We start from the raw sequence: 23576 nt of genomic DNA on the forward strand, positions 1-23576 counted from the left end.
CATGCTCAATTACTTACTACCCATTATTTCGGTGCTTTTAGGCTTTTTTGTGGTGCTTGTTTTAAAGCCTTCAGATGTTAGGCATTTAAAATTGTTATTAGCCTTTAGTGGTGCCTTTTTATTATCCATTACAGTATTTAGTTTTTTACCGGAAGTTTACGAACACAAGGATTCCAACGTGGGTATTTTTATCATGATGGGTATTTTGTTCCAAATTATTCTGGAGTTTTTCTCAAAAGGTGCCGAACATGGGCATATGCATCTGGATAAGTCTAAAACTATTTTCCCTTGGGTATTATTCATTAGTTTGAGTATTCATGCCATTTTAGAAGGCATTCCTATTGAAGCGCATGACAATTTGGTGTATGGTATTATAGTACATAAGCTTCCTGTTGCTATTATATTGGCAACGTTTTTTATGCAATCGCAACTATCAAAGCTTAAAATAGCCTTGTTTTTAATCTTATTTGCATTGATGACGCCTCTGGGTGTTTATATGTCAGATTCCATTGGTTTTATAAAAGATTACTACAATGAGATTTCGGCCATTGTGATTGGTATCTTTTTGCATATCTCTACAACCATACTATTTGAAAGCAGTGAAGGACATAAATTTAATTTAACCAAAATTCTAACCATTATATCAGCGATCATTATTGCCTATTTTATCTAAATCATGTTTAGTAAAGAAGAAAGTCGGAAATTACGTGAAACGTTTTGGATAAGCTTTGGAAAATCATTCCCGAGAAAGTGGCTGTTATACAATACCAAAATAAAGGGCTTTAGTTTTAAGTTTCATTTTGATACCAAAGAGGCTTTGGTGGCTTTGGATGTAGAAAGTGATTTGGAAAACCGTATTAATTATTGGGAAAAACTACTGGCACTTAAAAGTATTCTTAAAGCTGATTACCTACCCACTGCCCTATTTAAGGAAACCTATTATTTGGAAAACGGCAAAGAAATATCACGTATTTATGTGCCACTGGAGGACAACGTGAGTATTCACAATAAAAATAGTTGGCAACAGGTGATGGTATTTTTTAATGAAACCATGAATCTGTTTGAGGCCTTTTTTGAGGAATATCAAGATGTTATAAAATCATAATTTATGCCTACGGAAATTAATGCATCGGTTTTTGAAGCGTTTCCCGAATTGGAAAGCGAGAGACTCCTTTTTCGTGATTTTCAAGCGCGTGATGCTGAAGATTTGTTCTTTCTGAAAACAGATGATCGGGTTATGGCGCATATGGATTCCAAAAGGCATCAAAGCCTTGAGGACAGTTTAGAGCTGATTCGTAACAATCAGACCTCATTTATTGAGCAGACTGGCCTTAACTGGGCTATTATTGACAAGTCTACAAATAGATTTATTGGTTATTTTGGTTATTGGCGATTGGACAAAGTCAATTGCCGCGGTGAGATTGGGTATAGTCTGCATCCTGATTATTGGGGAAACGGTTATATGAAGGAAACCTTTTCAACCCTGATTCCATTTGGATTTAAAACCTTACATCTGCATAGTATTGAAGCCAATATCAATCCTAATAATGTTAATTCGGAGAAGTTATTGGTGCATTTTGGTTTTAAAAAGGAAGCTTATTTTAGAGAGAATTATCTATTTGAGGGACAATTTCTAGATAGTATTATTTATTGCCTGTTGGAAGAGGATATTAAATAACTAAAAAACCACCCTTTCAGGTGGCTTTTCAATAACAAGTATTTGCTATTAATTAGAATTGCAAGTCAGCTATGATATCAAATTCATCATAGATTACTTTGTCCTGTAAATTGTCAAAAAAGCTACTAGATCCGTATCTAACATCATACTTGCTACGATCAATTTTTAAGTTTGCTGTAGCTTTACTTCCATAAACCGAAAGTATAAATGTTACTGGATGCGTTGTTTCTTTAATTGTTAAATCGCCTGTAATTTGGTAAGCGTTTTTCCCACTTGCTTGAACATCTGTAAAAATCAAACTTGCTGTCGGGTATTTTTCTACACCAAAAAAATCATCGGATTTTAAGTGTCCATCCAATTTACCTTTATACTCCCCAGATAAATCAGTTGATCCGATAGTTGTCATATCCATGACGAAATTTCCTCCTGTAAGAGTTTCACCATCAAATACCAAATTACCTGATTTAATGGCTATGGTACCCTCATGAGAGCCAGTAACTTTATAACCTTTCCAGGTTACTTCACTTTCTGATTTCTTAATATCTTTTTTTTGAGCATTCATAGTTGCTGTAAAAGTTGCAAATGCAACAATAATTAAAGTTGATTTTTTCATTTTATTTTTATTGTATATGATTTTACCTTACAAAGGTGCAACAAGAGTAGCCTAAAAAAAATGAACTGGTTTATTAAAAAATATTAAACTAGTTTAACTAAGTTATAAAACAGTCTATTGGGAAGCCAATTGGCTTTTAATTTTACTCAAAAACTCTTTGGTTATGCCTAAATAAGATGCCAATAAGTATTGCGGAATACGTTGCTCAATGTTTGGGTAGGTATTTTTGAAATATAAATAACGTTCTTTGGCAGTCATACTGAAATTTCTAATAATACGCTTTTGGGAAGCCGCCAAACCGCGCTCCAGTAATTTTCTAAAAAAGCGTTCCAACGCTGGTATTTTTTGAAAGACTTCATCAATAGTATCCACATGAAACTGTGCCAGAACTGTATTTTCTAAACATTGTATATTGAATTGGGCTGGCTTTTGTTCAATAAAACTACCAATATCCGAAACCCACCAATCTTCAACGCCCAACATTATGATGTGCTCCTGACCTGTATCATCAACATAGAACATTTTAGTACAACCCTGTAGAATGAAGCTACTATGCTTGCAAACGTCTCCTTGCTGCAAAATATATTGTCCTTTTAAATATTTCCTTTCAGCAACATAATTGGATAAGGTATTGATCTCCTCTGAAGTCAAATCAATATATTGTCTGATATAGTTTAGTAATGATTGAATAGTAGTGAGCTTATTTTATATTATTTCAAAAATAGTAAAATAACATGATTAAAAATCAAAGTTTTTCTGACGCTATTTAAGTAAATTCACTAATTCTAATTTTGATGTTTTAAATAAGATTCCAAATAGTTACTAGTTCTTATATACTCGTTTTGAAACTTTTGTAAATGGGTTAAATTCGCTACCCAAAAAGGAAGCCTATTTTAGAGAGAATTATCTTTTTGAGGGACAATTTCTAGATAGTATTATTTATTGCCTGTTGGAAGAGGATAATACAGAATTTCTTTAAACAAAGTATATTGCAAGTAAGTCTTAAAGGCATTCCACTCATTTTATTTTTGAACTGGAAGTCATAAAACGACATTCTGTTATTTAGATTCCTGCCGTCATTTCGACAAGCTCAATATGACAAGCAGGAATGACAGTTTTATCGCAAACCACGACGCAAACGTCGAGGAATTCTTTTCGATTAAATGATATATAGAAACACCATAAAGAAATGGCTAATAGCACCACCTAAAACAAATAGGTGCCAAATGACGTGGTTATAGGGAATGCGCTCAATGGCGTAAAAAACAATTCCTAAAGTATAAAACAAGCCACCAGCAAATAACAACAAGACACCATTGGGACCAATAGATTCTGATAAGTAAGTGAAATCAAAAACCACCAGCCAGCCCATAGCTAAATAGAGCAATACCGATAAGAACTCAAATTTCCCTGTAAAGAAAATTTTTAAGATAAGCCCAAAAGCTGCGATACCCCAAACAACCCAAAACATTGGCCATCCATGGCTGTTTTCAAGAGCAATGAGTGTAACTGGCGTATAGGTTCCCGCAATTAATAAGTAGATACTTATGTGGTCTAAAATTCTAAAATAGTGCTTGTGCTTTTCACGTTTAATGGCGTGATATAATGTAGAGGCTGTAAAGAGCAGCACAATGGAAATACCATAAACTATCACACTAAATAAGCTCCAATCGGTTATATTAGTGTTATAAACCACTAACAATACTAATGCAAGAATACCCAGAAGCGCACCTATGCCATGGCTCCAAGCATTCAGGTTCTCTTCAAGTTGCGTTTGCTTTCGCATTAGGGTTTGTTCTTTTCATTCATCCACTTTTCAGTCAGTTCTAAAAAGTCAAAATTTAAAGCCGATTGTTGTTCTTCCAATCGCCCGCTCTGAAAATTTCGTTGTAATATATCTTCAATTAAGTAGTCTTCTTTGTTATTTAAAGGATCAAACTCTTCCTTTAAGGAAATATCAAACAAGCGCGCTGTATTGTTAAACCAAAACGCACGCCAGCCACTTCGCAAATCTTTTATTAAATCGAATGTGGTTTTTCCTGTTTGCCTGTGAATAAGCTTTACAAGAATTTGTCCTTCGGTACGGGTTAACTTTTTCAGTTCTTCCGAAAACTCTTCCTCAATATATTTCTGAATGATTTTGGTGTATTTCTTTTTGTCACTCTTGCGCTCCATGGATTCAATGCGCTCATTAAGTGCCTCCAAACGTTCGGCGGCTAGTTTGGCATATGGGTAAACCTTAATGGTTTTTCGTCTTAAAATCAAATATCTTCTTCGGTCTTCGTTGCTATCAAACTTCAGCTTGTGTAATAAGGTAATTTCATTGAGGTTTATGGCTGTACGCGGAATGGAATCGCCTTCAATAATTATATACATTACATCCGTGGAATCCTGTTCAACTGTATCCACTTGAGCAAACAGTAAACCTGGTATTAAGTATAAGAAGTAAAAGAAATATTTCATTAAAAACTAGCTATCTAAAATCGTTCCAAGATGAACATCAAAATTAATAATTTACAACCTCTAAAACCTTAAAATCGTATTAATATTATTATTTTAGTGCAAAATATTTAAACATGGCAAAAAAGAGTGTATTGAATAAAAAGTCTATGGACTTTTTAGAGAAATATTTAAATAATGCATCACCTACTGGATATGAGTGGGATGGGCAAAAACTATGGATGGACTATTTAAAACCTTATGTTGATGAATTTATAACCGATACCTACGGAACGGCCGTTGGCGTTATTAATCCGAAAGCAAAATATAAGGTAGTTATTGAAGGCCATGCCGATGAAATTTCATGGTACGTCAACTATATTGCTGATAATGGTTTGATATATGTAATACGAAATGGCGGTAGTGACCATCAAATTGCGCCGAGTAAAATTGTAAACATCCACACCAAAAAAGGCATCGTGAAAGGTGTTTTTGGATGGCCAGCTATTCACACCAGAAACAAAGCAAAAGAAGAGGCACCAAAACCAGATAATATTACGATAGATATTGGTGCAAAAGATAAGGCTGAAGTTGAAAAAATGGGTGTGCACGTTGGTTGTGTGATTACCTACCCTGATGAATTTCATATTTTGAACAAAGATAAGTTTGTCTGTCGTGCTTTAGATAATCGTATGGGTGGCTTTATGATTGCTGAAGTGGCTCGTTTATTACATGAAAATAAAAAGAAACTACCGTTCGGTCTTTATGTCACCAATTCTGTTCAAGAAGAAATTGGATTACGTGGTGCCGAAATGATTACACAAACCATCAAACCCAATGTGGCTATTGTAACTGATGTGACGCATGATACTACAACACCCATGATTGAGCGTAAAAAAGAAGGGCATTTAGAAATTGGTTTAGGACCTGTTGTCGCCTATGCGCCTGCTGTTCAGCAAAAACTACGTGATCTGATAACTGATACGGCTGAAGACAAGAAGATACCTTTCCAAAGATCGGCTCTATCACGTGCCACAGGAACAGATACCGATGCCTTTGCTTATAGTAATGGTGGTGTTGCTTCGGCTTTAATATCGTTGCCATTACGCTATATGCATACAACGGTTGAGATGGTTCATAAAGATGATGTGGAAAACGTTATCCGCTTGATTTATGAAACCTTGTTGAAGATTAAAGATGGTGAAACGTTTTCGTATTTCAAATAACATAAAGCCTCTACAAGAGGCTTTTTAATTTATGGATGAATTAATTGACATTGTTGACGCACTTGGAAAGCCAACAGGACAATCTGCTTTAAAATCAGCTATTCACAAGCAGGGTTACTATCATAATACTGCACACGTATGGTTTTACACCAAACATGGTGGTATATTATTGGCTCAACGTGCCGCTACGAAAGCTATTTGCCCCTTGCTTTGGGATGTTTCTGTCGCTGGACATGTAGATGCTGGTGAAACTATTGAAGAAGCAGCAATAAGAGAAACCAAAGAAGAAATAGGATTAACTATTAATGAGTCTGATTTGAAGAGAATAGGTGTTTTCCCATGTTTTCAAACATATGATAATGGTATCATAGATAATGAATTTCACTATACATTCATCGCTTTATTAAACGATCCTATCGCATCACTAACGCCTCAACCTGGTGAAGTTGAAGCGCTAAAACTTGTTTCAATTACTACATTTAAGTCATTATTTGAGGATAGTGAGAATACTAATCATTTTGTAGCAAGTAATCGGTCCTATTATCTATCGGTTTTAGATTCCATTCAAAAACAATTATTATAACATTACTTTTTTAATTAATTTCCATTTATGGATTTAGCTTTACTTTCAATAGCGCCAGTCATCATCATTATTTTATATGTTTACTTGAAGGACAAATATGATAAAGAGCCTAAACTCTTACTATTTTTTTGCTTTTTATTTGGTGCCTTTGTGAGTATTTTTATCACAACCTTATTATACATCCTCTTCGATTATATTATCATTCCAGAAGAAAATAATATTGTTGAACAATTTATAAAGGCCTTCTTCATTGTTGGCTTTACCGAAGAATTCAGCAAGTACATTATTGTACGTTACTATGCGCAAACACGTGAAGCTTTTAATGAACCCTATGATGGTATTATTTATGCCGTAATGGTTTCTATGGGATTTGCTGCCACTGAAAACATTTTTTATGTTATGGCTGGTGGTTATGAAGTCGCTTTATTAAGAGCAGTAACTGCAGTTCCAGCCCACGCTACATTTGCCATACTAATGGGTTATTATATGGGAAAGGCCAAATTTTCCAAAAATAGGATGCAATTGAATTTAATAGGCTTACTTCTTGCCATTATTTTCCATGGTGCTTATGATTTCTTCTTGTTTATAGATTTTATACCAGGTGTTTGGATTGGCGCCTTTGTTTCGCTAGCCTTTGGCATAGTGCTATCAAGAAATGCCATAAAAAGCCATCAAAACAACTCCCATTTCAAAGCTTAATAATTATTATCTTTACATCTCAAAAAAATAATTTCATGACAAACTATAAAGCATCTGTAAACAATACAGATCATTTTGAAATTTCCGAAGAAACCATTCATAAGTTAGATGCCGTAGCTACTTCAAAAAACACCTATCATGTTTTAGAAAATAACAGCTCATACAAAGCAGAAATATTGAATGCAAACTTCAACAATAAAACCTATGAAGTTAAAGTCAATAATACAGTTTACAATGTTGAAATAAGTGATTTTTTAGATCAGCTTATTAAAGACATGGGCTTTGAAATTGGTGCTACAAAACATGTAAATGACATTAAAGCGCCTATGCCTGGATTGATTTTAGACATCAACATACATGTAGGACAAGAAGTAAAAGAAGACGACACGCTCTTAATCCTTGAAGCTATGAAAATGGAAAACGTACTAACATCACCTCGTGATGGTGTTATAAAAACCATATCTGTAGCAAAAGGCGATGCTGTTGATAAAAACCAACTGTTAATTGAATTTGAGTAATTGTTAAGACAAAAGACTGAAAGAGTCAAGAACCAAGACATTTTTACAATTGAATCTTTATTCTTTTATTCAGAGCCTTAAAAAAAATGACAAAGTAAATCTCTAATAGGGTGACACAAAAAATTTATAAAACACAAAACCAAGAAATCTTTGTTCTTACAGCAAAGCAGTCTTTGTTCTTTATTCTAAAGAAAATATGAAAAAAATACTAGTAGCAAACCGAGGCGAAATTGCCATTCGTGTGATGCGAACTGCCAAAAAAATGGGTATTAAAACGGTTGCCGTTTACTCTACTATAGACCGAAATGCACCCCATGTAAAATATGCCGATGAAGCTGTTTTAATTGGAGAAGCACCTTCTAATCAATCGTACCTATTAGGTGATAAAATTATACAAGTTGCTAAAGACCTGAACGTAGATGCCATTCATCCTGGTTATGGATTTCTATCTGAAAACGCTGACTTTGCCGAATTATGCGAAGCCAACAACATTACGTTTATAGGACCAAAAAGCAAAGCCATAAAAATTATGGGAAGTAAGCTTGCAGCAAAAGATGCTGTAAAAGCTTATGATATTCCAATGGTTCCCGGAACCGATGAAGCCATTACAGATATTGCCGAAGCCAAAGACATTGCCAAAGGCATTGGGTTTCCTATCTTAATAAAAGCCTCTGCTGGTGGTGGTGGAAAAGGCATGCGTATTGTTGAAAAAGAAGCCGATTTTGAATCGCAAATGAATCGTGCTATTAGTGAAGCCGTTAATGCTTTTGGTGATGGTTCCGTATTTATTGAGAAATACGTAGCATCGCCACGTCATATTGAAATTCAAGTGATGGCAGATACGCATGGCAACGTGATTCATTTATTTGAGCGCGAATGTAGTATTCAACGTCGTCATCAAAAAGTAGTTGAAGAAGCGCCTTCGTCTGTATTAACGCCAGAGTTACGTGCTAAAATGGGTGAAGCTGCAGTCAAAGTGGCAAAAGCCTGCGATTATATTGGTGCAGGAACGGTTGAGTTTTTATTAGATGAAAACCACAACTTCTATTTCTTGGAAATGAATACGCGTTTGCAAGTAGAACATCCTGTTACCGAATTAATCACAAAAACCGATTTGGTTGAGTTGCAGATTCGTGTGGCTCGTGGTGAAGTATTGGCCATTAAACAAGACGATTTAAGCATTCACGGTCACGCTTTGGAGTTACGTGTTTATGCCGAAGATCCGCTAAACGATTTCTTACCAAGTGTTGGTCATTTAGATGTGTATCAATTGCCTATTGGTGAAAACATTCGTGTGGATAACGGTTTTGAAGAAGGTATGGATATCCCAATTTATTACGATCCCATGCTTTCAAAATTAATCACCTACGGAAACACACGTGATGAAGCCATTCAATTGATGATAAAAGCGATAGAAAATTATCAAATTGAAGGTATTCAAACCACGCTCCCATTTGGTACGTTTGTTTGTGAGCATGACGCCTTCCGTTCAGGAAATTTTGACACACATTTTGTTAAAAAACATTACTCTCCTGAAGCCATTAAAGCCAAACAAGAAGCCGAAGCTAACATTGCTGCACTTATTGCTGTAAAACAGTATCTGGAAGACCAAAACGTATTACGAACTTGTCATTCCGCACTTGATGCGGAATCCACAAAATAAACACAGTGGATCCTGCGTCGGAGCGCAGGATGACAAAAAAACAACAATACTGTCATTCCGCACAGAGCCTGTACCAAACTTGATTTGATAATGCGGAATACATATAAAATAACTAATAGTGAAACATTTTCAAAAAACACGCCAACTTTTGTCATTCCGTGCTACGACACGGAATCCATAAATAATTCATTTAAATATTTCAAAATGAAAGGAAATTATTACCAATTTTATGTTTACATATTAACAAATAAAAAGAACGGAACACTTTACATTGGTATGACAAATGATTTAGAACGAAGAGTATTTGAGCACAAAGCAAAACTTATTGAAGGTTTTACTAAAAATTATGGATTAGACAAATTAGTGTACTTTGAACAATTTCAATATGTAAATGATGCAATAAAAAGAGAAAAGCAATTAAAAAATTGGAATAGACAATGGAAGATTGACCTAATTGAAGCTGAAAATAAAAACTGGAATGATTTAGCAGAAGATTGGATATATTAAGTGGATCCTGAATCAAGTTCAGGATGACAAAGAAAATGATACAGGTACAACGAAATAAAATTAGAACAATTACTTGTCATTCCGCACTTGATGCGGAATCCTAGAAAAATCAACGTAGTGGATCCTGCGTCGTAGCGCAGGATGACAAAATAAAAACATACATGCTATGCAAGACAAAATAAAAGACTTAAACGAAAAACTAGCCCAAGCCTATTTAGGTGGAGGCGAAAAACGTATAGAAAAACAACATGCAAATAAAAAACTTACCGCTCGCGAACGTATACAATATGTGCTAGATGAAGGCTCGTTTGAAGAAATTGGTGCTTTAGTCACGCACCGCACGAAGGACTTTGGCATGGACAAACAACAGTTTTATGGCGATGGTGTTGTAACGGGTTATGGTACTATTGATGGCCGTTTAGTATATATCTTCGCACAAGATTTTACGGTTTTTGGTGGTTCGCTTTCAGAAACTCACGCCGAAAAGATTTGCAAGATTATGGACCTTGCTGTAAAAGTTGGAGCACCATTAATTGGGTTGAATGATTCTGGTGGCGCACGTATTCAAGAAGGTGTGCGCTCTCTTGGTGGTTATGCTGATATTTTTTACAGAAACGTACAAGCTTCAGGTGTTATTCCGCAGTTATCTGCCATTATGGGACCTTGTGCTGGTGGTGCTGTATATTCTCCTGCCATGACCGATTTTACCCTTATGGTTGAAAATACCAGTTATATGTTTGTAACTGGACCAAATGTTGTAAAAACGGTGACTAATGAAGAAGTTACTAGCGAGGAACTTGGTGGTGCTTCTACCCATGCTACCAAATCTGGTGTTGCGCATAAAACGGCATCAAATGATGTAGAATGTTTAGAAGACATTAAAAAACTATTGAGCTATTTACCACAAAATAACCAAGAAAAGCCAAAAGCTTTACCGTTTGAATTAGGTGATGAATTACGAGAGGAATTATCTGACATTGTTCCTGATAATGCCAACAAGCCTTACGATATGCACGAGGTTATTTCTGGTATTATCGACGAAGATTCATTTTACGAGATTCATAAAGACCATGCCGAAAATATTATTGTCGGTTTTGCTAGACTAGGCGGAAAATCCATTGGTATTGTTGCCAATCAACCCATGTTTTTAGCTGGTGTATTAGATGTAAACAGTTCTAAAAAAGCAGCGCGTTTTGTGCGCTTTTGTGACGCTTTCAATATTCCGTTGTTAACTTTAGAAGATGTTCCTGGATTCTTACCTGGAACCGACCAAGAATGGAATGGTATAATTGTTCATGGTGCTAAATTATTGTATGCCTTTAGTGAAGCCACTGTACCAAGAATAACGGTTATCACCCGAAAAGCGTATGGTGGTGCTTATGATGTGATGAACTCAAAACACATTGGTTCTGATATGAACTTTGCCTGGCCAAGTGCTGAAATTGCCGTGATGGGTGCCAAAGGTGCTGCGGAAATCATCTTTAGAAAAGAAATTAAAGAAGCTGATGACCCAGAAGCAAAGTGGAAAGAAAAGGAAGCCGAATATGCTGAAAAGTTTGCTAATCCTTACAGCGCAACAGAACGTGGTTTTATTGATGAAGTCATTTTACCCAAAGATACACGTCGTAAGCTGATAAAAGCCTTTGCAATGTTGGAAGATAAAGAGGTAAACAGACCCAAACGCAAGCATGGTAATATTCCACTGTAATTTAGTATCTTTAAAAATCTAATTAATCTATAAACAACATGAAAAAACTAATCCTTTTAAGCTTGGGCTTATTGTTAAGCTTTACAGCTTTTTCACAAACCCCAGAAGAAATGAAAGCCTGGCAAGAAAACATGACGCCAGGAGAAAACCACAAATGGTTAGCCTCGATGAATGGTGATTGGGATGCCACTGTAACTATGTGGATGGATCCGTCACAACCACCAAACATATCAACAGCTACTACTAAAAATGATATGATAATGGGCGGTTTATATCAACGTTCACAACATTCAGGAAACATGATGGGCATGCCATTTATGGGTGAGAGTATCACTGGTTATGATAATGCCAAAAAAGAATTCATTGCCACATGGATAGATAATTTTGGAAGCAGCATTATGCTTTTGAAAGGGCAGCTAGATAAAGATACATTGACTTTGCGTGGCTCTATGTTGGATCCTGCTAGTGGTAAGGATATGCAAGTTAAGGAAGTACTTACCAAACTTTCTGAAGACTCTCATAAATTTGAAATGTTTATGGTAGTTGACGGCAAGGATATTAAAAACATGGAAATTAATTATACCAGAAAAAAATAATACTCTAATTTTCAACTATTAAACGCCTTAATCACGAATTAGGGCGTTTTTATTTTTAAGAATCCTTTAATATTTTACTTGGTGAGATTACAATTGAAGGGAGTACCTTTGTGCCATGCTAAAAACATCATCTCCCAACGGTTCCGTTAATATTGAGTTTATTGCCTTAATGGCTTCATTGATGGCCATAGTTGCCTTATCCATAGATGCCTTATTACCTGCTTTACCAGATATAGGAAACACGTTAGGCGTTGTAGATGTCTCCAAAAATCAGCTATTGGTCACCATGATTTTTTTGGGATTAGGGTTTGGTCAGCTTATTTTTGGTCCTTTGTCTGATAGTTTTGGGCGTAAACCCATAATTTACACTGGTTTTATGCTGTTTGTTGTTGCTAGTGTTATCTGTGTGACAACCAAAAGTTTTGAAATAATGATTTTAGGACGCATCCTTCAAGGTGTCGGGCTGTCTGCTCCTCGTACTATAAGTATTGCTATGGTTCGGGATACCTACAGTGGCGATTACATGGCAAAGGTGATGTCCTTTGTCGTGATGATTTTTATTCTGGTACCTGTTGTTGCTCCAACCTTCGGACAGTTTTTAATTACTTTCTATGACTGGCAATCTATTTTTTATTTTAATTTGATATTTGGTGTTTTAGTGATGCTTTGGTTTTGGAAGCGACAACCTGAAACGCTTCCAGTACAATCACGAAACAACATATCAAACAAACAACTTATAGCTGGAACCATTACCTTTTTTAAACAAAAAGACGCAGTAGCCTACACGTTTATATCTGGATTAATTACAGGTTCGTTTATGGTGTATTTAAGTACCTCCCAACAAATATTTGAACATCAATATGATCTAGCAGATTTGTTTCCCTATATTTTTGCTAGTCTAGCAATTGCTATTGGCTTTTCAACATTTATAAACAGCACATTGGTATTACGATTTGGTATGAAACGTATTGCCATTATTGCAGCTATCGCCTATTGCGTAATTTCTATTTTATATGTCATTCTATTTTCATCAGGTATAAACCCTGATTTATCGGTATTGGTCATGTTTTTTGGGCTTCAATTTACTGCTATAGGCTTTCTATTTGGTAATCTACGTTCTTTAGCTATGGAACCACTAGGCCATATTGCAGGTATAGGTGCTGCCTTAAACGGTTTTATTTCAACCATCATGGCTGTTCCTATTGCAAATTTTATAGGTAGCTTCGTAACAGATAGTGTACTACCGTTGTTTATTGGTTTTTCAGTATGTGGGTGTTTATCTGTTCTATTATTCTTTACAGTAAAAAACAGTTCTATAAAATCGCCTGCGACAAAATAGCGATTACAGAGCCAATAATGTATTCGACACCAATGGCTATTACTATAAACCCAATAATACGTGATAACGCGTTGATGCCAGAAGCTCCTAAAAACTTAACAATAGCATGTGCCGATTTTAGAATCAGATAAATGGTTGCCGTTACTAAAACCATAGCGCCTAAAATGGTGCCTATTTGATAAGCTGTTTGATACTCTTGATTATAAGTAATTAATAATGAAATAGTTCCGGGTCCAGCTAACATAGGTATAGCCAAAGGTGTTAGAGAAATAGCATCACGTGTTTGAATATCTTTTTGTACTTTTTCACGTTTCATTCCTTTGTGCTCTTTAAACTTACCTGTTAAAAGCGCAAAACCTGATGAGGCTATAATTAAACCTCCGGCAATTTTAAGAGCATTCAAGCTTATTCCAAAAAAGGATAAAATGTACTTACCAGCGAAAAAGGATAAGAGTAATATAACAAACACATCAATTGCTGTCCAAAACGCGGTGACGGCTCGTTCTTTCTTTGTGTTTTCTTGAGTTAATCCTACAAATACCGGAACAGTTCCCAAAGGGTTCATGATGGAAAATAAAGCACCAAAACTAATTAAAAATAAGTCCATAGTTTTTGATGCAAATTCCGTTCTTTTTGCTAAAACAAAGGTTACCAAATACTTAAACTATGGTGAGCAAATGGTCAATTATTTACTACTGAATGTTACCGATTTGTATTCGGATTCATCTGGTGGTCCTGCCGTAATTTGAAAATTGAGATCGCCCGTTAAGGTCATAATTACCGATGCAAAGGTAAAGCCACTTCCATCCTGATTATTAGTATTACAAACCGGGTTATCTGGGTTGTCTTTGGAACGTAAGGCTTCCATAATAATGTTGTCATCAATTAGCGGATTTCCTACCATGCGTTTTTCTAGAGCTGTCAATCGCAAATAGCTATTGGAACTCTGTAGTAGTTTGCTTTTATTTTCTTCAGTTGGCTTATAGTCAGTGTACCACTCTTTTACATCGGTATTTACTATAGGATGATTGGTATGATAAACCGTACCATTGGTATTTTTGGGGTTGAAACGAACGACTTGATTTGCCGATGCTTCAAAGTCATACACATCGCCTTGAATTCCTATAATATAGTTTTGTCCGGAAGCATGATTAACCGTTTGTATAAAATTGATTAAATCATCTTTATCCGTTGAATTGATAATGCGCCTAACCACAAAAGCCACTGGTAAACCAGAAGACGACGCATTCAGTTGCATGATAGTATTAACGACTACACCTACCCCAGTTTCATTCATACCATTAAGAGCAATTAAACCTGGATGCGTTAATATTAATTGTTCTGGTCTGCTTGCGGTTCGTTCCAACCGTATTAAGGTTTGATAACCATCAGTATAGTTTTCAATATCCATATTTTGGGCAATATAGCTAGTACTACCATTAATAGATGGAACTCCAACATCACTACAATGGTGATTGTATAACTCGTCAATATATACCCAAAATTCATCTAGAAGATTTAGAACTAAAATATCTCTAAAGGCTTGACCAGAACCTTCTGCAATACCTCTCACCTCTTCGTATAAATCGGGAGTCCATTTTTTTATGGCAGCTTCATAATTGGCTTGCTTATAAAAGTCGTCCAATGTTAATTCAGCATCCTTTTTAAAATATTTTGTGGTATTGGCTTTCCATTTGGTAACAATCTCACCAATTTCAGTCTTAAGCATTTTACCATGTTGTAAGCCTAATTCGTAGCCTGTTCCTGTGAGGGTCATTTCTTTTAAAACGCGACTAGTAGGTTGTTCTTGAGCCACCATATTCAATGTACATATGGCAATTAGTGAGATTACGATTCTTTTAAACATGGTTTTTCGTTTTATGTTAGATTACTAGTTTATTAAACGACGATGGTAATTTATTTGCCCTAAATGATACGCTAAATGCATACTTAAATGTATTAAAAAAAACTCGGTTGTCATATAATCCTCAAAAGGGCGACGCTTGTATTCTTTTTGTAAATCTTCTTCAGAAAGGTTTTGGAGCGTACTTTCAATCATGGTTTTAGTATTTTCTATTTGATTGACAAGCGTATCTCGCGGAATGTTTTTACTTGAAAACTCCAAATCTCGCTGTCGTACATAACCAGTAGCGCCTAATTCGGCACCAATAAAATGATTCAGATTGCCTACTAGATGTAAGGCTAAATTTCCTGCGGAATTTGAAATGCCACTTCTAATAGTCCAGAGCTGACTGTCATCTTCATACATTGCTATTTCCTCTTGTAACTTGGTAAGATCTCTTTGAAAAAGCTTAATGAGTGTATGGCTTAACATATTACTTTCTGTTTCTACGGGTTTTACGTTGTTTTTTGCGAACATATACCAATTTAAAACGGCCATTACCACTCTCGCGTTTGTCTATCTCAAAATCCTTTATAGATTCAATAAGTGGTGTGAGTTTTTGAAAGCCATAATTACGCGAATCAAAATTGGGTTGCTTTTTTTGAAGCAAGCTACCTACATCACCCAGAAAGGCCCAGCCATCATCATCAGCTAAATCTTGAATGGTATGTGAAATAAGCTGAATAACTTTTGGTGTTACTTTATCATAATTAGGTTTAGAAGCCGTAGTTGCATCTTTGGTTCCAGAATCACTATCAGTAGCTTGTTGTTTTAATATTTCAATATAAATAAACTTATCACAGGCTACAATAAATGGTTCGGGTGTTTTTTTCTCACCTATGCCATACACTTGCATACCAGCTTCACGCAATCGGGTTGCCAGACGTGTGAAATCAGAATCGGACGAAACAAGACAAAAGCCGTTAACTTTCTCACTATAGAGAATATCCATAGCATCAATAATCATAGCAGAGTCAGTGGCATTTTTACCTTGGGTATAGCCATATTGCTGAATAGGTGTTATGGCATTTTCTAATAGCATGTTTTTCCATTTGGAAAGATGTGGTTTGGTCCAGTCGCCATAAATACGTTTGATTGTTGGGTTGCCATATTTGGCAATTTCTTCCATCATTTCTTTTACGTAGGCCGATGGGATGTTGTCGCCGTCAATAAGTACGGCCAATTTAATATCCATAAGGGTATTTTAATTTTGTTGGTTTTGGTAAAGTTAGTGAACTGTAATTAAACCACTAATACTTTGCACGGAATGTTTTGTATGAACAGCATTTACTCTTTAAAGAGTATTATTGCTTTTTAACAACTTTTTATGGATAATAACTTTGTGGTGTTCTATATTGGCAGTACCATAACATAAGTAGGTTAAGTTTATGGTAGATTTGGGGCAAAAGGTAAGCACACGTGCTTACCTTTTTTTATTGGTATTTTTTCGATAACATCTGAACTAAGAAAGATTGACCTATAGTTAACCCAAAAAAGATTTCAAGTAGCTTTTGGCGTCCTTTACTGTAAAAATGTGGATAGTTCAACATGACAGATTCCCTAGCTTGAATTGTTTTGACTTATACCTTACTCAATGTCTCTCAGGTTTTTTATTCAGCTTTTATTTACTAAATTAGTTGCTACAAAACTCAAAAACTTTAGCATCAATTAATTACAATAAAAAATGAAAGTAACAGCTAAAAAAAATGAACAAGTTGCTAATATGATTTTTGGATCTATTTATCCACTTTACTTGAATAGATTGGAAAAAAATGGCAGAACGAAAGCAGAACTCAACGAAGTCATCGAATGGTTAACTGGTTTTGATGACAGCAAAATACAAGCTCTAATTGATGAGAAAGCTACTTATAGAACATTTTTTGAAGAAGCAAACATGCATCCTAATGCCCACATGATTAAAGGCGTTGTTTGTGGTTATCGCATTGAGGAAATAGAAGATGAATTTGAATTGTACAAACAATGTAGGCAAATGGAAAAGCTGATTGATGAATTGGCAAAGGGCCGGAAAATGGAAAAAATTAAACGCACGGCTTAACCAACAAGATTCACATCATGGCTTATGACGACTATCTAGCTGATAGAATTAGAAACCAACTTAAAGAAAAGCATCAACATTTTTCTGAACTTAAAATGATGGGTGGACTATGCTTTAAGGTAGATAACAAAATGCTTTGTGGTATTCATTTAGACAAAAAGTATGGTGACAATTTACTTATGGCTAGAATTGGTGAAGATGCCTACACCAAAGAATTGGAAAAAAAGCATTGCCTACCTATGGACTTTACAGGAAGGCCTATGCGTGGTTATGTTTTTGTGACGCCTGAAGGCTTTGATACCGAAACAGATTTATCGTATTATTTAGATTTGTGTTTGGCTTTTAATCCGCTAGCTAAAGCTAGTAAGTCTAAAAAGAAGTAATTAGGCTTTTAAATACAACTGAACGTTGTGCTCAATCCGTTTTTGAATATTGGACACATCTGCCTTAATAAAAGTTTCTCCCGTAATATTTTCGTATAATTCAATATAACGTTCACTAACGGAATTAATATATTCATCAGACATTTCAGGAACCTGTTGTCCTTCCAACCCTTGAAAACCATTGGATATTAACCATTGGCGTACAAACTCTTTAGACAATTGTTTTTGAGTCTCTCCACTATCTTGACGGTCCTGATAGCCATCAGCATAAAAATAACGCGATGAGTCTGGTGTGTGAATTTCATCAATTAATACAATTTTACCGTCTTTGGTTTTTCCGAATTCGTATTTGGTATCAACTAAAATTAAACCGCGTGAAGCCGCTATTTCTGTTCCTCGTTGAAAGAGTTTTCGCGTATAATCTTCAAGCACCAGATAATCTGCTTCAGATACAATTCCTCTTTTTAAAATGTCTTCTCTTGAAATATCCTCATCATGGTCACCCATTTCTGCCTTGGTAGCAGGTGTAATGATAGGCTCTGGAAACTTATCGTTCTCCTTCATACCTTCAGGCATTTCAACACCACACAAAGTACGCTTTCCAGCTTTATATTCACGAGCAGCATGACCAGACATATACCCACGAATGACCATTTCCACCTTAAAAGGTTCGCATAAATGACCTACAGCTACATTCGGGTCTGGTGTTGCTGTTAGCCAATTTGGCACCAAATCTTCGGTAGCCTTCATCATTTTTGTTGCAATTTGATTTAGTATTTGTCCTTTGAATGGAATACCTTTAGGCATCACCACATCAAAAGCACTTAACCTATCGGTAGCAATCATGATTAGTTCCTCATCATTTATGTTGTAAACTTCTCTGACTTTTCCTTTGTAAACACTTTTTTGACCTGGAAAATTGAAATTGGTATCTGTTATGGTATTATTCATTACTCTCTATTCTCAATGCTTTTGTAGGCTTCAATAACTTTCTTAACTAATTTATGACGAATAACATCTTTATCATCCAAAAATATCATTCCTACGCCTTCTACATTCTTTAATATCAATAAAGCTTCTTTTAGTCCAGAAATGGTACGTCTTGGTAAATCAATCTGCCCAGGATCACCCGTTAATAAAAATTTGGCATTTTTACCCATACGTGTTAAAAACATCTTCATTTGCGCATGAGTAGTATTTTGACCTTCATCTAAAATCACGAATGCGTTGTCTAAAGTACGGCCACGCATAAATGCCAATGGTGCAATTTGAATAGTTCCATTTTCTATGTAATGAGCCAACTTTTCAGGGGCAATCATATCGCGTAAAGCATCATACAATGGTTGCATGTAAGGGTCTAACTTCTCTTTTAAATCACCTGGTAAAAATCCTAAATTTTCACCTGCTTCAACGGCCGGACGTGTTAAGATAATACGCTTAACTTCCTTGTTTTTCAAAGCCTGAACAGCCAATGCCACACCTGTGTAGGTTTTTCCCGTTCCAGCAGGTCCTATAGCAAAAACCATGTCGTTTTTACGCATGCTCTCAACCAATTTGCGTTGGTTGGCAGTTTGCGCTTTTATCAATCTTCCGCTAACACCATGGACTATAACCTCACCACTAGCCTCACTAGTTGTATAATCATCTTTACTTTGACTGGTTAAAACACGTTCAATTGTATTTTCATCTAGTTTGTTGTATTTCATAAAATGCTCCATGAGCATATTAAATCTGCGATCAAATTCCTCTAGTAGGTCTTCGTCTCCATAGGCCTTTATTTTATTGCCTCTGGCTACAATTTTTAGTTTTGGAAAGTATTTTTTAAGGAGTGTAATGTGGGCGTTTTGAGCACCAAAAAAATCTTTTGGTGATACCTCTTCAAGTTCGATTATGATTTCGTTCAAAAGCTAGTTGATTTAATTAAAAATATCTATTAAGTTTTATTAGATTTGTGTTTAAACAAAACTACACATTTTTAATATGTGTTAGGTTAAAAAAATATCAACAATTCCTATATGGCAATAATCACTTTGACGACTGACTTTGGAGAGAAAGATCACTTTGCTGGTGCGACAAAAGGAGCTATTTATAATGAATTACCTGATGTAAAAATTGTTGATATCTCTCATTCAGTTTCTCCTTTCAGTATTCCAGAGGCTGCTTACATCATTCAAAATGCTTATGTCAGTTTTCCTAAAGGAACGATTCATATTATTGGTATTGATTCTGAAATTAATGTTGAAAACAAACACATAGCTGTTTTACTGGATGGCCACTATTTTATTTGCGCCAACAATGGTATTATGAGTATGATTTGTGCCGAAATAGCTCCTGAAAAAATCGTTCAAATAAACATTCATGATAAAATTCAAACCAGTTTTCCGGTACTGGATGTTTTTGTGAAAGTGGCTTGCCACATTGCTCGTGGTGGAACATTGGAAGTCATTGGAAAAGTTATTGACCATATTAAGCCTATAAAAAACATCATTCCTTTTGTTAATGACGATCAGACCCAGATAATAGGAAGTATTATTTACATTGATAATTACGGAAACGTTATTACAAATATTAAAAAGCCATTTTTTGAGACTATTCAAAAGGGACGCTCATTTATTATTTCGGCAAGGAATAATAAGTTTAAAAGGATTCATGAAAAATATAGTGATATAGTAGATTTTACTATTCCTCACGAAAAAAGAAATGATGAAGGTCGAGGACTTGTGGTTTTTAATGCCTCCAATTATCTTGAAATTGCAGTTTACAAAAGTAACATGGCTACCGTAGGAAGTGCCTCAACGTTAATGGGATTGAATTTGATGGATACGGTAACTGTTAACTTTGAAAAAATTTGACACACATGTTTGTACGCATTGTTAAAATGAGTTTTGAGCCAAAACATATTGATGAGTTTTTGAAAAACTTTGAAATGAACAAAACTAAAATACGTCAGTTTGAAGGTTGCCAATTTCTGGAATTATATAGAGACAAAAACAATACAAACGTGTTTTTTACGTATAGTTATTGGAATTCTGAAGCCGATTTGGAAAGTTACAGACATTCCGAATTATTTAAAAATGTTTGGTCTAAAACGAAACCACTGTTTAATGCCAAACCCGAAGCATGGAGTGTTGATAAATTAGTTTCACTTACATGATAACATAATAATAGTCTATGTCATTTCTAACTTGTTTAGAAATCTCATAGCATTTTAAATTAGAATTATATATGCTTGCCATTTTAAGAAAAGAAATCAATAGTTTTTTTGCCTCACCAATAGGCTATTTGGTTATTGCCATATTTCTAACTTTAAATGGGCTTTTTCTTTGGCTTTTTTCTGGAGAATTTAATATTCTTGATAACGGTTTTGCTGATATGTCTAGCTTTTTTCTATTAGCTCCATGGATTCTTATTTTTCTTATTCCTGCTGTTACCATGCGAAGTTTTGCTGATGAAAAGAAACAAGGCACTTTAGAATTGCTTTTAACCAAACCTATCAGCGATCTAAAAATAGTTTTTGGTAAATATTTTGGAACCATTTTGCTAATCATTGTCGCCATATTACCGACGCTTCTTTATGTTTATACTGTTTATGAATTAGGAAACCCTATTGGAAATATTGATTTTGGTAGCACATTGGGCTCTTACTTCGGATTGCTTTTTTTAATCGCCGCATATACTGCTATTGGTGTGTTTTCATCCAGTATTACAGACAATCAGATTGTCGCCTTTATTACAGCTGTTTTTCTGTGCTTCTTATTCTACATTGGTTTTGAAGGTATAGCTGATATTCTATCGAGTAGTTTTCTAGAACAACTAGGTATGAGTACCCATTATAAAAGTATGAGTCGTGGTGTCATTGATACTCGAGATATTTTATATTTTGTGAGTATCACCCTGTTTTTTATATTGTTGACAAACCTCAATATTTCTACCAAAAAATTTGATAAAAAAAGACTTACAAGCATCGTTATCTTGTTTTTGGGGTTATTGGTTCTAAACATTTTCACACAATCTATTTACAAACGATTTGATTTAACTTCAGATAAACGCTATACCTTAAGTGATGCTGCTAAGCAAACTATTACAACGGTTGAATCACCTATTGTTATTGATGTATTTTTAGACGGAACCAATTTACCTTCGGAGTTTAGAAGACTCCAAATGGAAACTAAACAACTATTAGATGAGTTTGTTTCTGAAAACAACCAAATCATTTACAATTTCATTAATCCATTAGAAGACGATAATTCCAGAGAGCGTAATATTCAGCAGTTAACCAACCGAGGCTTAACACCTATGCAAGTGACCGTTCAGGAGGCTGGAAAAAGTAGTCAAGAGGTTGTTTTTCCTTGGGCATTGGCAAGTTATAATAATACAACCGTTAAAATACCTCTAGTAAAAAATAAAATTGGTGCAACAATTCAAGAAATAGCTATCAGCTCCATTCAACATCTGGAGTATGCTTTTGCAGATGGGTTTAGCAAGCTCGTAAACCCTAAACGACGTAAAATTGCTATTTTAAAAGGCAATAATCAACTTCAGGACCCTTATCTATTTGATTTTGTAAAAACCCTAAAAGACTATTATTTTATTGCGCCATTTACCCTTGATAGCGTTGCTGAAAGCCCTCAAAAAACCTTAAATGAGCTCAAAGCTTATGATTTAATTATTTCGGCAAAACCTACTGAAGCATTTAGTGAAAAAGAAAAGTATGCATTAGATCAATACACCATGAATGGTGGAAAAAGTCTATGGCTTATTGATGCCGTTGCCATGGAACAGGACAGTCTTTATAATGCTTCTGGGAAAGCCATAGCCACTTCTCGAGATTTGAATTTAACCGATTTCTTTTTCAAGTATGGCATTCGTATTAACCCTGTTTTAATAAACGATTTATATTCAGCCCAAATAACTTTAGCCACTGGTGAGGGCAGTCAATCACAGTTTCAGCAATTCCCATGGTTTTATTCACCTTTGGTAAATCCCACACTGAAACATCCAATAATTAACAATCTCAACTTAATTAAGTTTGATTTTGCTAATCAAATAGACACCTTAAAAAATCCAACATCTGTTGATAAAACCATCTTATTACAAAGTTCAATCCTTTCTAAAATAGATGGTACTCCTCGAGAAATTAGTCTAGAAATGACTACTCAAGAACCAAACCCTGAACTCTATTCAAAAGGAAACCAGAATTTAGCTGTTTTATTGGAGGGCGAATTTACTTCGGTTTATAACAACCGAGTGAAACCTTTTGAGATTTCAAATGACAAACCAAGCAGTATGCTTACAAAAATGATAGTCATTGCAGATGGTGATATTATAAAGAATGAAATTGGCAGAAATGGCCCACAAGAACTAGGGTTTGATAGATGGAATGGGCAAACTTATGGTAACAAAGAACTTTTGTTGAATGCCGTAAATTATTTATTGGATGATGACGGACTTATAAACATTCGTTCCAAAGAAGTCACAGTAGCTTTTTTGGACGATCAAAAAATAGCAGCTGAAAAAAGTAAATGGCAAACCCTAAACATAGCATTACCATTAGTGTTTTTGGCTATATTCGGATGGTTATTCAATTATTTCAGGAAGAAAAAATATGCGCACTAAATGTTGATAAGTTTGTTTCTTATATTAACAGCTTTAGGATATATTTGTA

The 23576-nt window shown here is 35.1% G+C and carries 27 protein-coding genes; 17 read left to right on the top strand and 10 right to left on the bottom strand.

Annotation, left to right across the window (positions count from 1 at the left end; translation table 11 throughout):
- The first annotated feature begins 1 nt into the window (after position 1).
- Genes HGK31_RS10710 through HGK31_RS10720 form a run of 3 tightly spaced genes read left to right on the top strand, consistent with a single transcriptional unit; the run spans position 2 to position 1678 of the window.
- Positions 2-673 carry a ZIP family metal transporter gene (locus HGK31_RS10710; RefSeq protein WP_104735978.1) on the top strand — a complete coding sequence of 224 codons (672 nt, stop codon included), beginning with the start codon at positions 2-4 and terminating at the stop codon, positions 671-673.
- A gap of 3 nt (positions 674-676) precedes the next feature.
- Positions 677-1105 carry a DUF4268 domain-containing protein gene (locus HGK31_RS10715; protein WP_191859826.1) on the top strand — a complete coding sequence of 143 codons (429 nt, stop codon included), beginning with the start codon at positions 677-679 and terminating at the stop codon, positions 1103-1105.
- A 3-nt stretch (positions 1106-1108) separates the two neighbouring features.
- Complete coding sequence (locus HGK31_RS10720) at positions 1109-1678, top strand: GNAT family N-acetyltransferase (protein WP_191859828.1); 570 nt, start codon at positions 1109-1111, stop codon at positions 1676-1678.
- Between the two features lie 52 nt (positions 1679-1730).
- On the opposite strand, the gene HGK31_RS10725 is transcribed toward HGK31_RS10720, so the two are convergent.
- The 4 genes from HGK31_RS10725 to HGK31_RS10740 all read right to left on the bottom strand — a co-directional run bounded on the left by HGK31_RS10725 (position 1731) and on the right by HGK31_RS10740 (position 4754).
- Positions 1731-2291 carry a YceI family protein gene (locus HGK31_RS10725; protein ID WP_191859830.1) on the bottom strand — a complete coding sequence of 187 codons (561 nt, stop codon included), beginning with the start codon at positions 2289-2291 and terminating at the stop codon, positions 1731-1733.
- 114 nt (positions 2292-2405) lie between these two features.
- Complete coding sequence (locus tag HGK31_RS10730; protein ID WP_223115338.1) at positions 2406-2942, bottom strand: Crp/Fnr family transcriptional regulator; 537 nt, start codon at positions 2940-2942, stop codon at positions 2406-2408.
- Between the two features lie 508 nt (positions 2943-3450).
- A complete protein-coding gene (gene trhA / locus HGK31_RS10735; protein WP_191859837.1) occupies positions 3451-4077 on the bottom strand; it encodes a PAQR family membrane homeostasis protein TrhA in 627 nt (208 codons plus the stop codon).
- Positions 4077-4754: a DUF4294 domain-containing protein gene (locus HGK31_RS10740; protein WP_191859839.1), complete on the bottom strand. Its 678-nt coding sequence runs from the start codon at positions 4752-4754 to the stop codon at positions 4077-4079. Before HGK31_RS10740 ends, trhA begins: the two co-directional genes overlap by 1 nt.
- Positions 4755-4867: 113 nt before the next feature.
- Here HGK31_RS10740 and HGK31_RS10745 point away from each other — a divergent pair, with 113 nt between their 5' ends.
- The 9 genes from HGK31_RS10745 (at position 4868) to HGK31_RS10785 (ending at position 13569) form a co-directional block, all read left to right on the top strand.
- Positions 4868-5956, top strand: coding sequence for a M42 family metallopeptidase (locus tag HGK31_RS10745; protein WP_104735985.1), 1089 nt, complete (start codon positions 4868-4870; stop codon positions 5954-5956).
- A 31-nt stretch (positions 5957-5987) separates the two neighbouring features.
- Positions 5988-6539 carry an NUDIX hydrolase gene (locus HGK31_RS10750; RefSeq protein ID WP_191859841.1) on the top strand — a complete coding sequence of 184 codons (552 nt, stop codon included), beginning with the start codon at positions 5988-5990 and terminating at the stop codon, positions 6537-6539.
- Between the two features lie 27 nt (positions 6540-6566).
- Entirely contained in the window at positions 6567-7238 is a 672-nt protein-coding gene (locus HGK31_RS10755; RefSeq protein ID WP_104735987.1) for a PrsW family intramembrane metalloprotease, read from the top strand.
- 35 nt (positions 7239-7273) lie between these two features.
- Positions 7274-7756 (top strand): acetyl-CoA carboxylase biotin carboxyl carrier protein subunit, encoded by a 483-nt coding sequence (locus HGK31_RS10760; protein ID WP_191859843.1) that lies wholly within the window; start codon positions 7274-7276, stop codon positions 7754-7756.
- A gap of 196 nt (positions 7757-7952) precedes the next feature.
- The gene (accC, locus tag HGK31_RS10765; protein WP_191859845.1) at positions 7953-9419 is read left to right on the top strand and encodes an acetyl-CoA carboxylase biotin carboxylase subunit; all 1467 of its coding nucleotides are present in this window, start codon (positions 7953-7955) and stop codon (positions 9417-9419) included.
- Between the two features lie 90 nt (positions 9420-9509).
- Entirely contained in the window at positions 9510-9926 is a 417-nt protein-coding gene (locus HGK31_RS10770) for a GIY-YIG nuclease family protein (protein ID WP_317169731.1), read from the top strand.
- A gap of 166 nt (positions 9927-10092) precedes the next feature.
- A complete protein-coding gene (locus HGK31_RS10775; protein WP_191859848.1) occupies positions 10093-11634 on the top strand; it encodes an acyl-CoA carboxylase subunit beta in 1542 nt (513 codons plus the stop codon).
- Between the two features lie 38 nt (positions 11635-11672).
- The gene (locus HGK31_RS10780) at positions 11673-12230 is read left to right on the top strand and encodes a DUF1579 domain-containing protein (protein ID WP_191859850.1); all 558 of its coding nucleotides are present in this window, start codon (positions 11673-11675) and stop codon (positions 12228-12230) included.
- 115 nt (positions 12231-12345) lie between these two features.
- Positions 12346-13569, top strand: coding sequence for a multidrug effflux MFS transporter (locus tag HGK31_RS10785; protein WP_191859852.1), 1224 nt, complete (start codon positions 12346-12348; stop codon positions 13567-13569).
- Here the strand turns inward: HGK31_RS10785 and HGK31_RS10790 are convergent.
- The 4 genes from HGK31_RS10790 to HGK31_RS10805 form a co-directional block, all read right to left on the bottom strand.
- Positions 13544-14176, bottom strand: coding sequence for a MarC family NAAT transporter (locus HGK31_RS10790; protein WP_191859854.1), 633 nt, complete (start codon positions 14174-14176; stop codon positions 13544-13546). The genes HGK31_RS10785 and HGK31_RS10790 overlap by 26 nt on opposite strands.
- Positions 14177-14254: 78 nt before the next feature.
- On the bottom strand, positions 14255-15436 hold the full coding sequence (locus tag HGK31_RS10795) for a C45 family autoproteolytic acyltransferase/hydolase (protein WP_191859856.1): 1182 nt from the start codon (positions 15434-15436) through the stop codon (positions 14255-14257).
- A gap of 24 nt (positions 15437-15460) precedes the next feature.
- The gene (locus tag HGK31_RS10800; RefSeq protein ID WP_104736152.1) at positions 15461-15904 is read right to left on the bottom strand and encodes a DinB family protein; all 444 of its coding nucleotides are present in this window, start codon (positions 15902-15904) and stop codon (positions 15461-15463) included.
- Between the two features lies 1 nt (position 15905).
- A complete protein-coding gene (locus tag HGK31_RS10805; RefSeq protein ID WP_104735994.1) occupies positions 15906-16667 on the bottom strand; it encodes an NYN domain-containing protein in 762 nt (253 codons plus the stop codon).
- A gap of 489 nt (positions 16668-17156) precedes the next feature.
- Between HGK31_RS10805 and HGK31_RS10810 the strand changes: the two genes are divergently transcribed.
- On the top strand, positions 17157-17528 hold the full coding sequence (locus tag HGK31_RS10810) for a DUF2200 domain-containing protein (protein ID WP_104735995.1): 372 nt from the start codon (positions 17157-17159) through the stop codon (positions 17526-17528).
- A 17-nt stretch (positions 17529-17545) separates the two neighbouring features.
- Positions 17546-17911 (top strand): TfoX/Sxy family protein, encoded by a 366-nt coding sequence (locus tag HGK31_RS10815; protein ID WP_104735996.1) that lies wholly within the window; start codon positions 17546-17548, stop codon positions 17909-17911.
- Here HGK31_RS10815 and HGK31_RS10820 read toward each other — a convergent pair whose 3' ends face one another.
- Positions 17912-18862: a phosphoribosylaminoimidazolesuccinocarboxamide synthase gene (locus tag HGK31_RS10820; protein ID WP_191859858.1), complete on the bottom strand. Its 951-nt coding sequence runs from the start codon at positions 18860-18862 to the stop codon at positions 17912-17914.
- A complete protein-coding gene (locus HGK31_RS10825; RefSeq protein WP_104735998.1) occupies positions 18862-19815 on the bottom strand; it encodes a PhoH family protein in 954 nt (317 codons plus the stop codon). The genes HGK31_RS10820 and HGK31_RS10825 overlap by 1 nt, the downstream gene beginning before the upstream one ends.
- Positions 19816-19926: 111 nt before the next feature.
- On the opposite strand from HGK31_RS10825, the gene HGK31_RS10830 reads away from it, so the two are divergent.
- The 3 genes from HGK31_RS10830 to gldG all read left to right on the top strand — a co-directional run bounded on the left by HGK31_RS10830 (position 19927) and on the right by gldG (position 23527).
- Entirely contained in the window at positions 19927-20763 is an 837-nt protein-coding gene (locus tag HGK31_RS10830) for an SAM hydrolase/SAM-dependent halogenase family protein (protein ID WP_104735999.1), read from the top strand.
- 5 nt (positions 20764-20768) lie between these two features.
- Positions 20769-21065 carry a putative quinol monooxygenase gene (locus HGK31_RS10835; protein WP_104736000.1) on the top strand — a complete coding sequence of 99 codons (297 nt, stop codon included), beginning with the start codon at positions 20769-20771 and terminating at the stop codon, positions 21063-21065.
- Between the two features lie 71 nt (positions 21066-21136).
- Entirely contained in the window at positions 21137-23527 is a 2391-nt protein-coding gene (gene gldG / locus HGK31_RS10840) for a gliding motility-associated ABC transporter substrate-binding protein GldG (RefSeq protein WP_191859860.1), read from the top strand.
- Positions 23528-23576 lie beyond the last annotated feature (49 nt).

Source organism: Hanstruepera ponticola (assembly GCF_012931685.1).
Lineage (GTDB): Bacteria > Bacteroidota > Bacteroidia > Flavobacteriales > Flavobacteriaceae > Hanstruepera > Hanstruepera ponticola.

What these genes read in the sequence shown, in the direction of transcription:
- HGK31_RS10810 (WP_104735995.1), top strand. Translation starts at nt 17,157, where the DNA reads ATGAAAGTAACAGCTAAAAAAAATGAACAAGTTGCTAATATGATTTTT.
- HGK31_RS10815 (WP_104735996.1), top strand. Translation starts at nt 17,546, where the DNA reads ATGGCTTATGACGACTATCTAGCTGATAGAATTAGAAACCAACTTAAA.
- HGK31_RS10835 (WP_104736000.1), top strand. Translation starts at nt 20,769, where the DNA reads ATGTTTGTACGCATTGTTAAAATGAGTTTTGAGCCAAAACATATTGAT.
- HGK31_RS10710 (WP_104735978.1), top strand. Translation starts at nt 2, where the DNA reads ATGCTCAATTACTTACTACCCATTATTTCGGTGCTTTTAGGCTTTTTT.
- HGK31_RS10720 (WP_191859828.1), top strand. Translation starts at nt 1,109, where the DNA reads ATGCCTACGGAAATTAATGCATCGGTTTTTGAAGCGTTTCCCGAATTG.
- HGK31_RS10745 (WP_104735985.1), top strand. Translation starts at nt 4,868, where the DNA reads ATGGCAAAAAAGAGTGTATTGAATAAAAAGTCTATGGACTTTTTAGAG.
- gldG (WP_191859860.1), top strand. Translation starts at nt 21,137, where the DNA reads ATGCTTGCCATTTTAAGAAAAGAAATCAATAGTTTTTTTGCCTCACCA.
- HGK31_RS10795 (WP_191859856.1), bottom strand. Translation starts at nt 15,436, where the DNA reads ATGTTTAAAAGAATCGTAATCTCACTAATTGCCATATGTACATTGAAT.
- HGK31_RS10785 (WP_191859852.1), top strand. Translation starts at nt 12,346, where the DNA reads ATGCTAAAAACATCATCTCCCAACGGTTCCGTTAATATTGAGTTTATT.
- HGK31_RS10740 (WP_191859839.1), bottom strand. Translation starts at nt 4,754, where the DNA reads ATGAAATATTTCTTTTACTTCTTATACTTAATACCAGGTTTACTGTTT.
- HGK31_RS10755 (WP_104735987.1), top strand. Translation starts at nt 6,567, where the DNA reads ATGGATTTAGCTTTACTTTCAATAGCGCCAGTCATCATCATTATTTTA.
- HGK31_RS10770 (WP_317169731.1), top strand. Translation starts at nt 9,510, where the DNA reads ATGCGGAATACATATAAAATAACTAATAGTGAAACATTTTCAAAAAAC.
- HGK31_RS10830 (WP_104735999.1), top strand. Translation starts at nt 19,927, where the DNA reads ATGGCAATAATCACTTTGACGACTGACTTTGGAGAGAAAGATCACTTT.
- accC (WP_191859845.1), top strand. Translation starts at nt 7,953, where the DNA reads ATGAAAAAAATACTAGTAGCAAACCGAGGCGAAATTGCCATTCGTGTG.
- HGK31_RS10780 (WP_191859850.1), top strand. Translation starts at nt 11,673, where the DNA reads ATGAAAAAACTAATCCTTTTAAGCTTGGGCTTATTGTTAAGCTTTACA.
- HGK31_RS10760 (WP_191859843.1), top strand. Translation starts at nt 7,274, where the DNA reads ATGACAAACTATAAAGCATCTGTAAACAATACAGATCATTTTGAAATT.
- HGK31_RS10805 (WP_104735994.1), bottom strand. Translation starts at nt 16,667, where the DNA reads ATGGATATTAAATTGGCCGTACTTATTGACGGCGACAACATCCCATCG.
- HGK31_RS10800 (WP_104736152.1), bottom strand. Translation starts at nt 15,904, where the DNA reads ATGTTAAGCCATACACTCATTAAGCTTTTTCAAAGAGATCTTACCAAG.
- HGK31_RS10750 (WP_191859841.1), top strand. Translation starts at nt 5,988, where the DNA reads ATGGATGAATTAATTGACATTGTTGACGCACTTGGAAAGCCAACAGGA.
- HGK31_RS10715 (WP_191859826.1), top strand. Translation starts at nt 677, where the DNA reads ATGTTTAGTAAAGAAGAAAGTCGGAAATTACGTGAAACGTTTTGGATA.
- HGK31_RS10775 (WP_191859848.1), top strand. Translation starts at nt 10,093, where the DNA reads ATGCAAGACAAAATAAAAGACTTAAACGAAAAACTAGCCCAAGCCTAT.
- HGK31_RS10725 (WP_191859830.1), bottom strand. Translation starts at nt 2,291, where the DNA reads ATGAAAAAATCAACTTTAATTATTGTTGCATTTGCAACTTTTACAGCA.
- HGK31_RS10820 (WP_191859858.1), bottom strand. Translation starts at nt 18,862, where the DNA reads ATGAATAATACCATAACAGATACCAATTTCAATTTTCCAGGTCAAAAA.
- trhA (WP_191859837.1), bottom strand. Translation starts at nt 4,077, where the DNA reads ATGCGAAAGCAAACGCAACTTGAAGAGAACCTGAATGCTTGGAGCCAT.
- HGK31_RS10790 (WP_191859854.1), bottom strand. Translation starts at nt 14,176, where the DNA reads ATGGACTTATTTTTAATTAGTTTTGGTGCTTTATTTTCCATCATGAAC.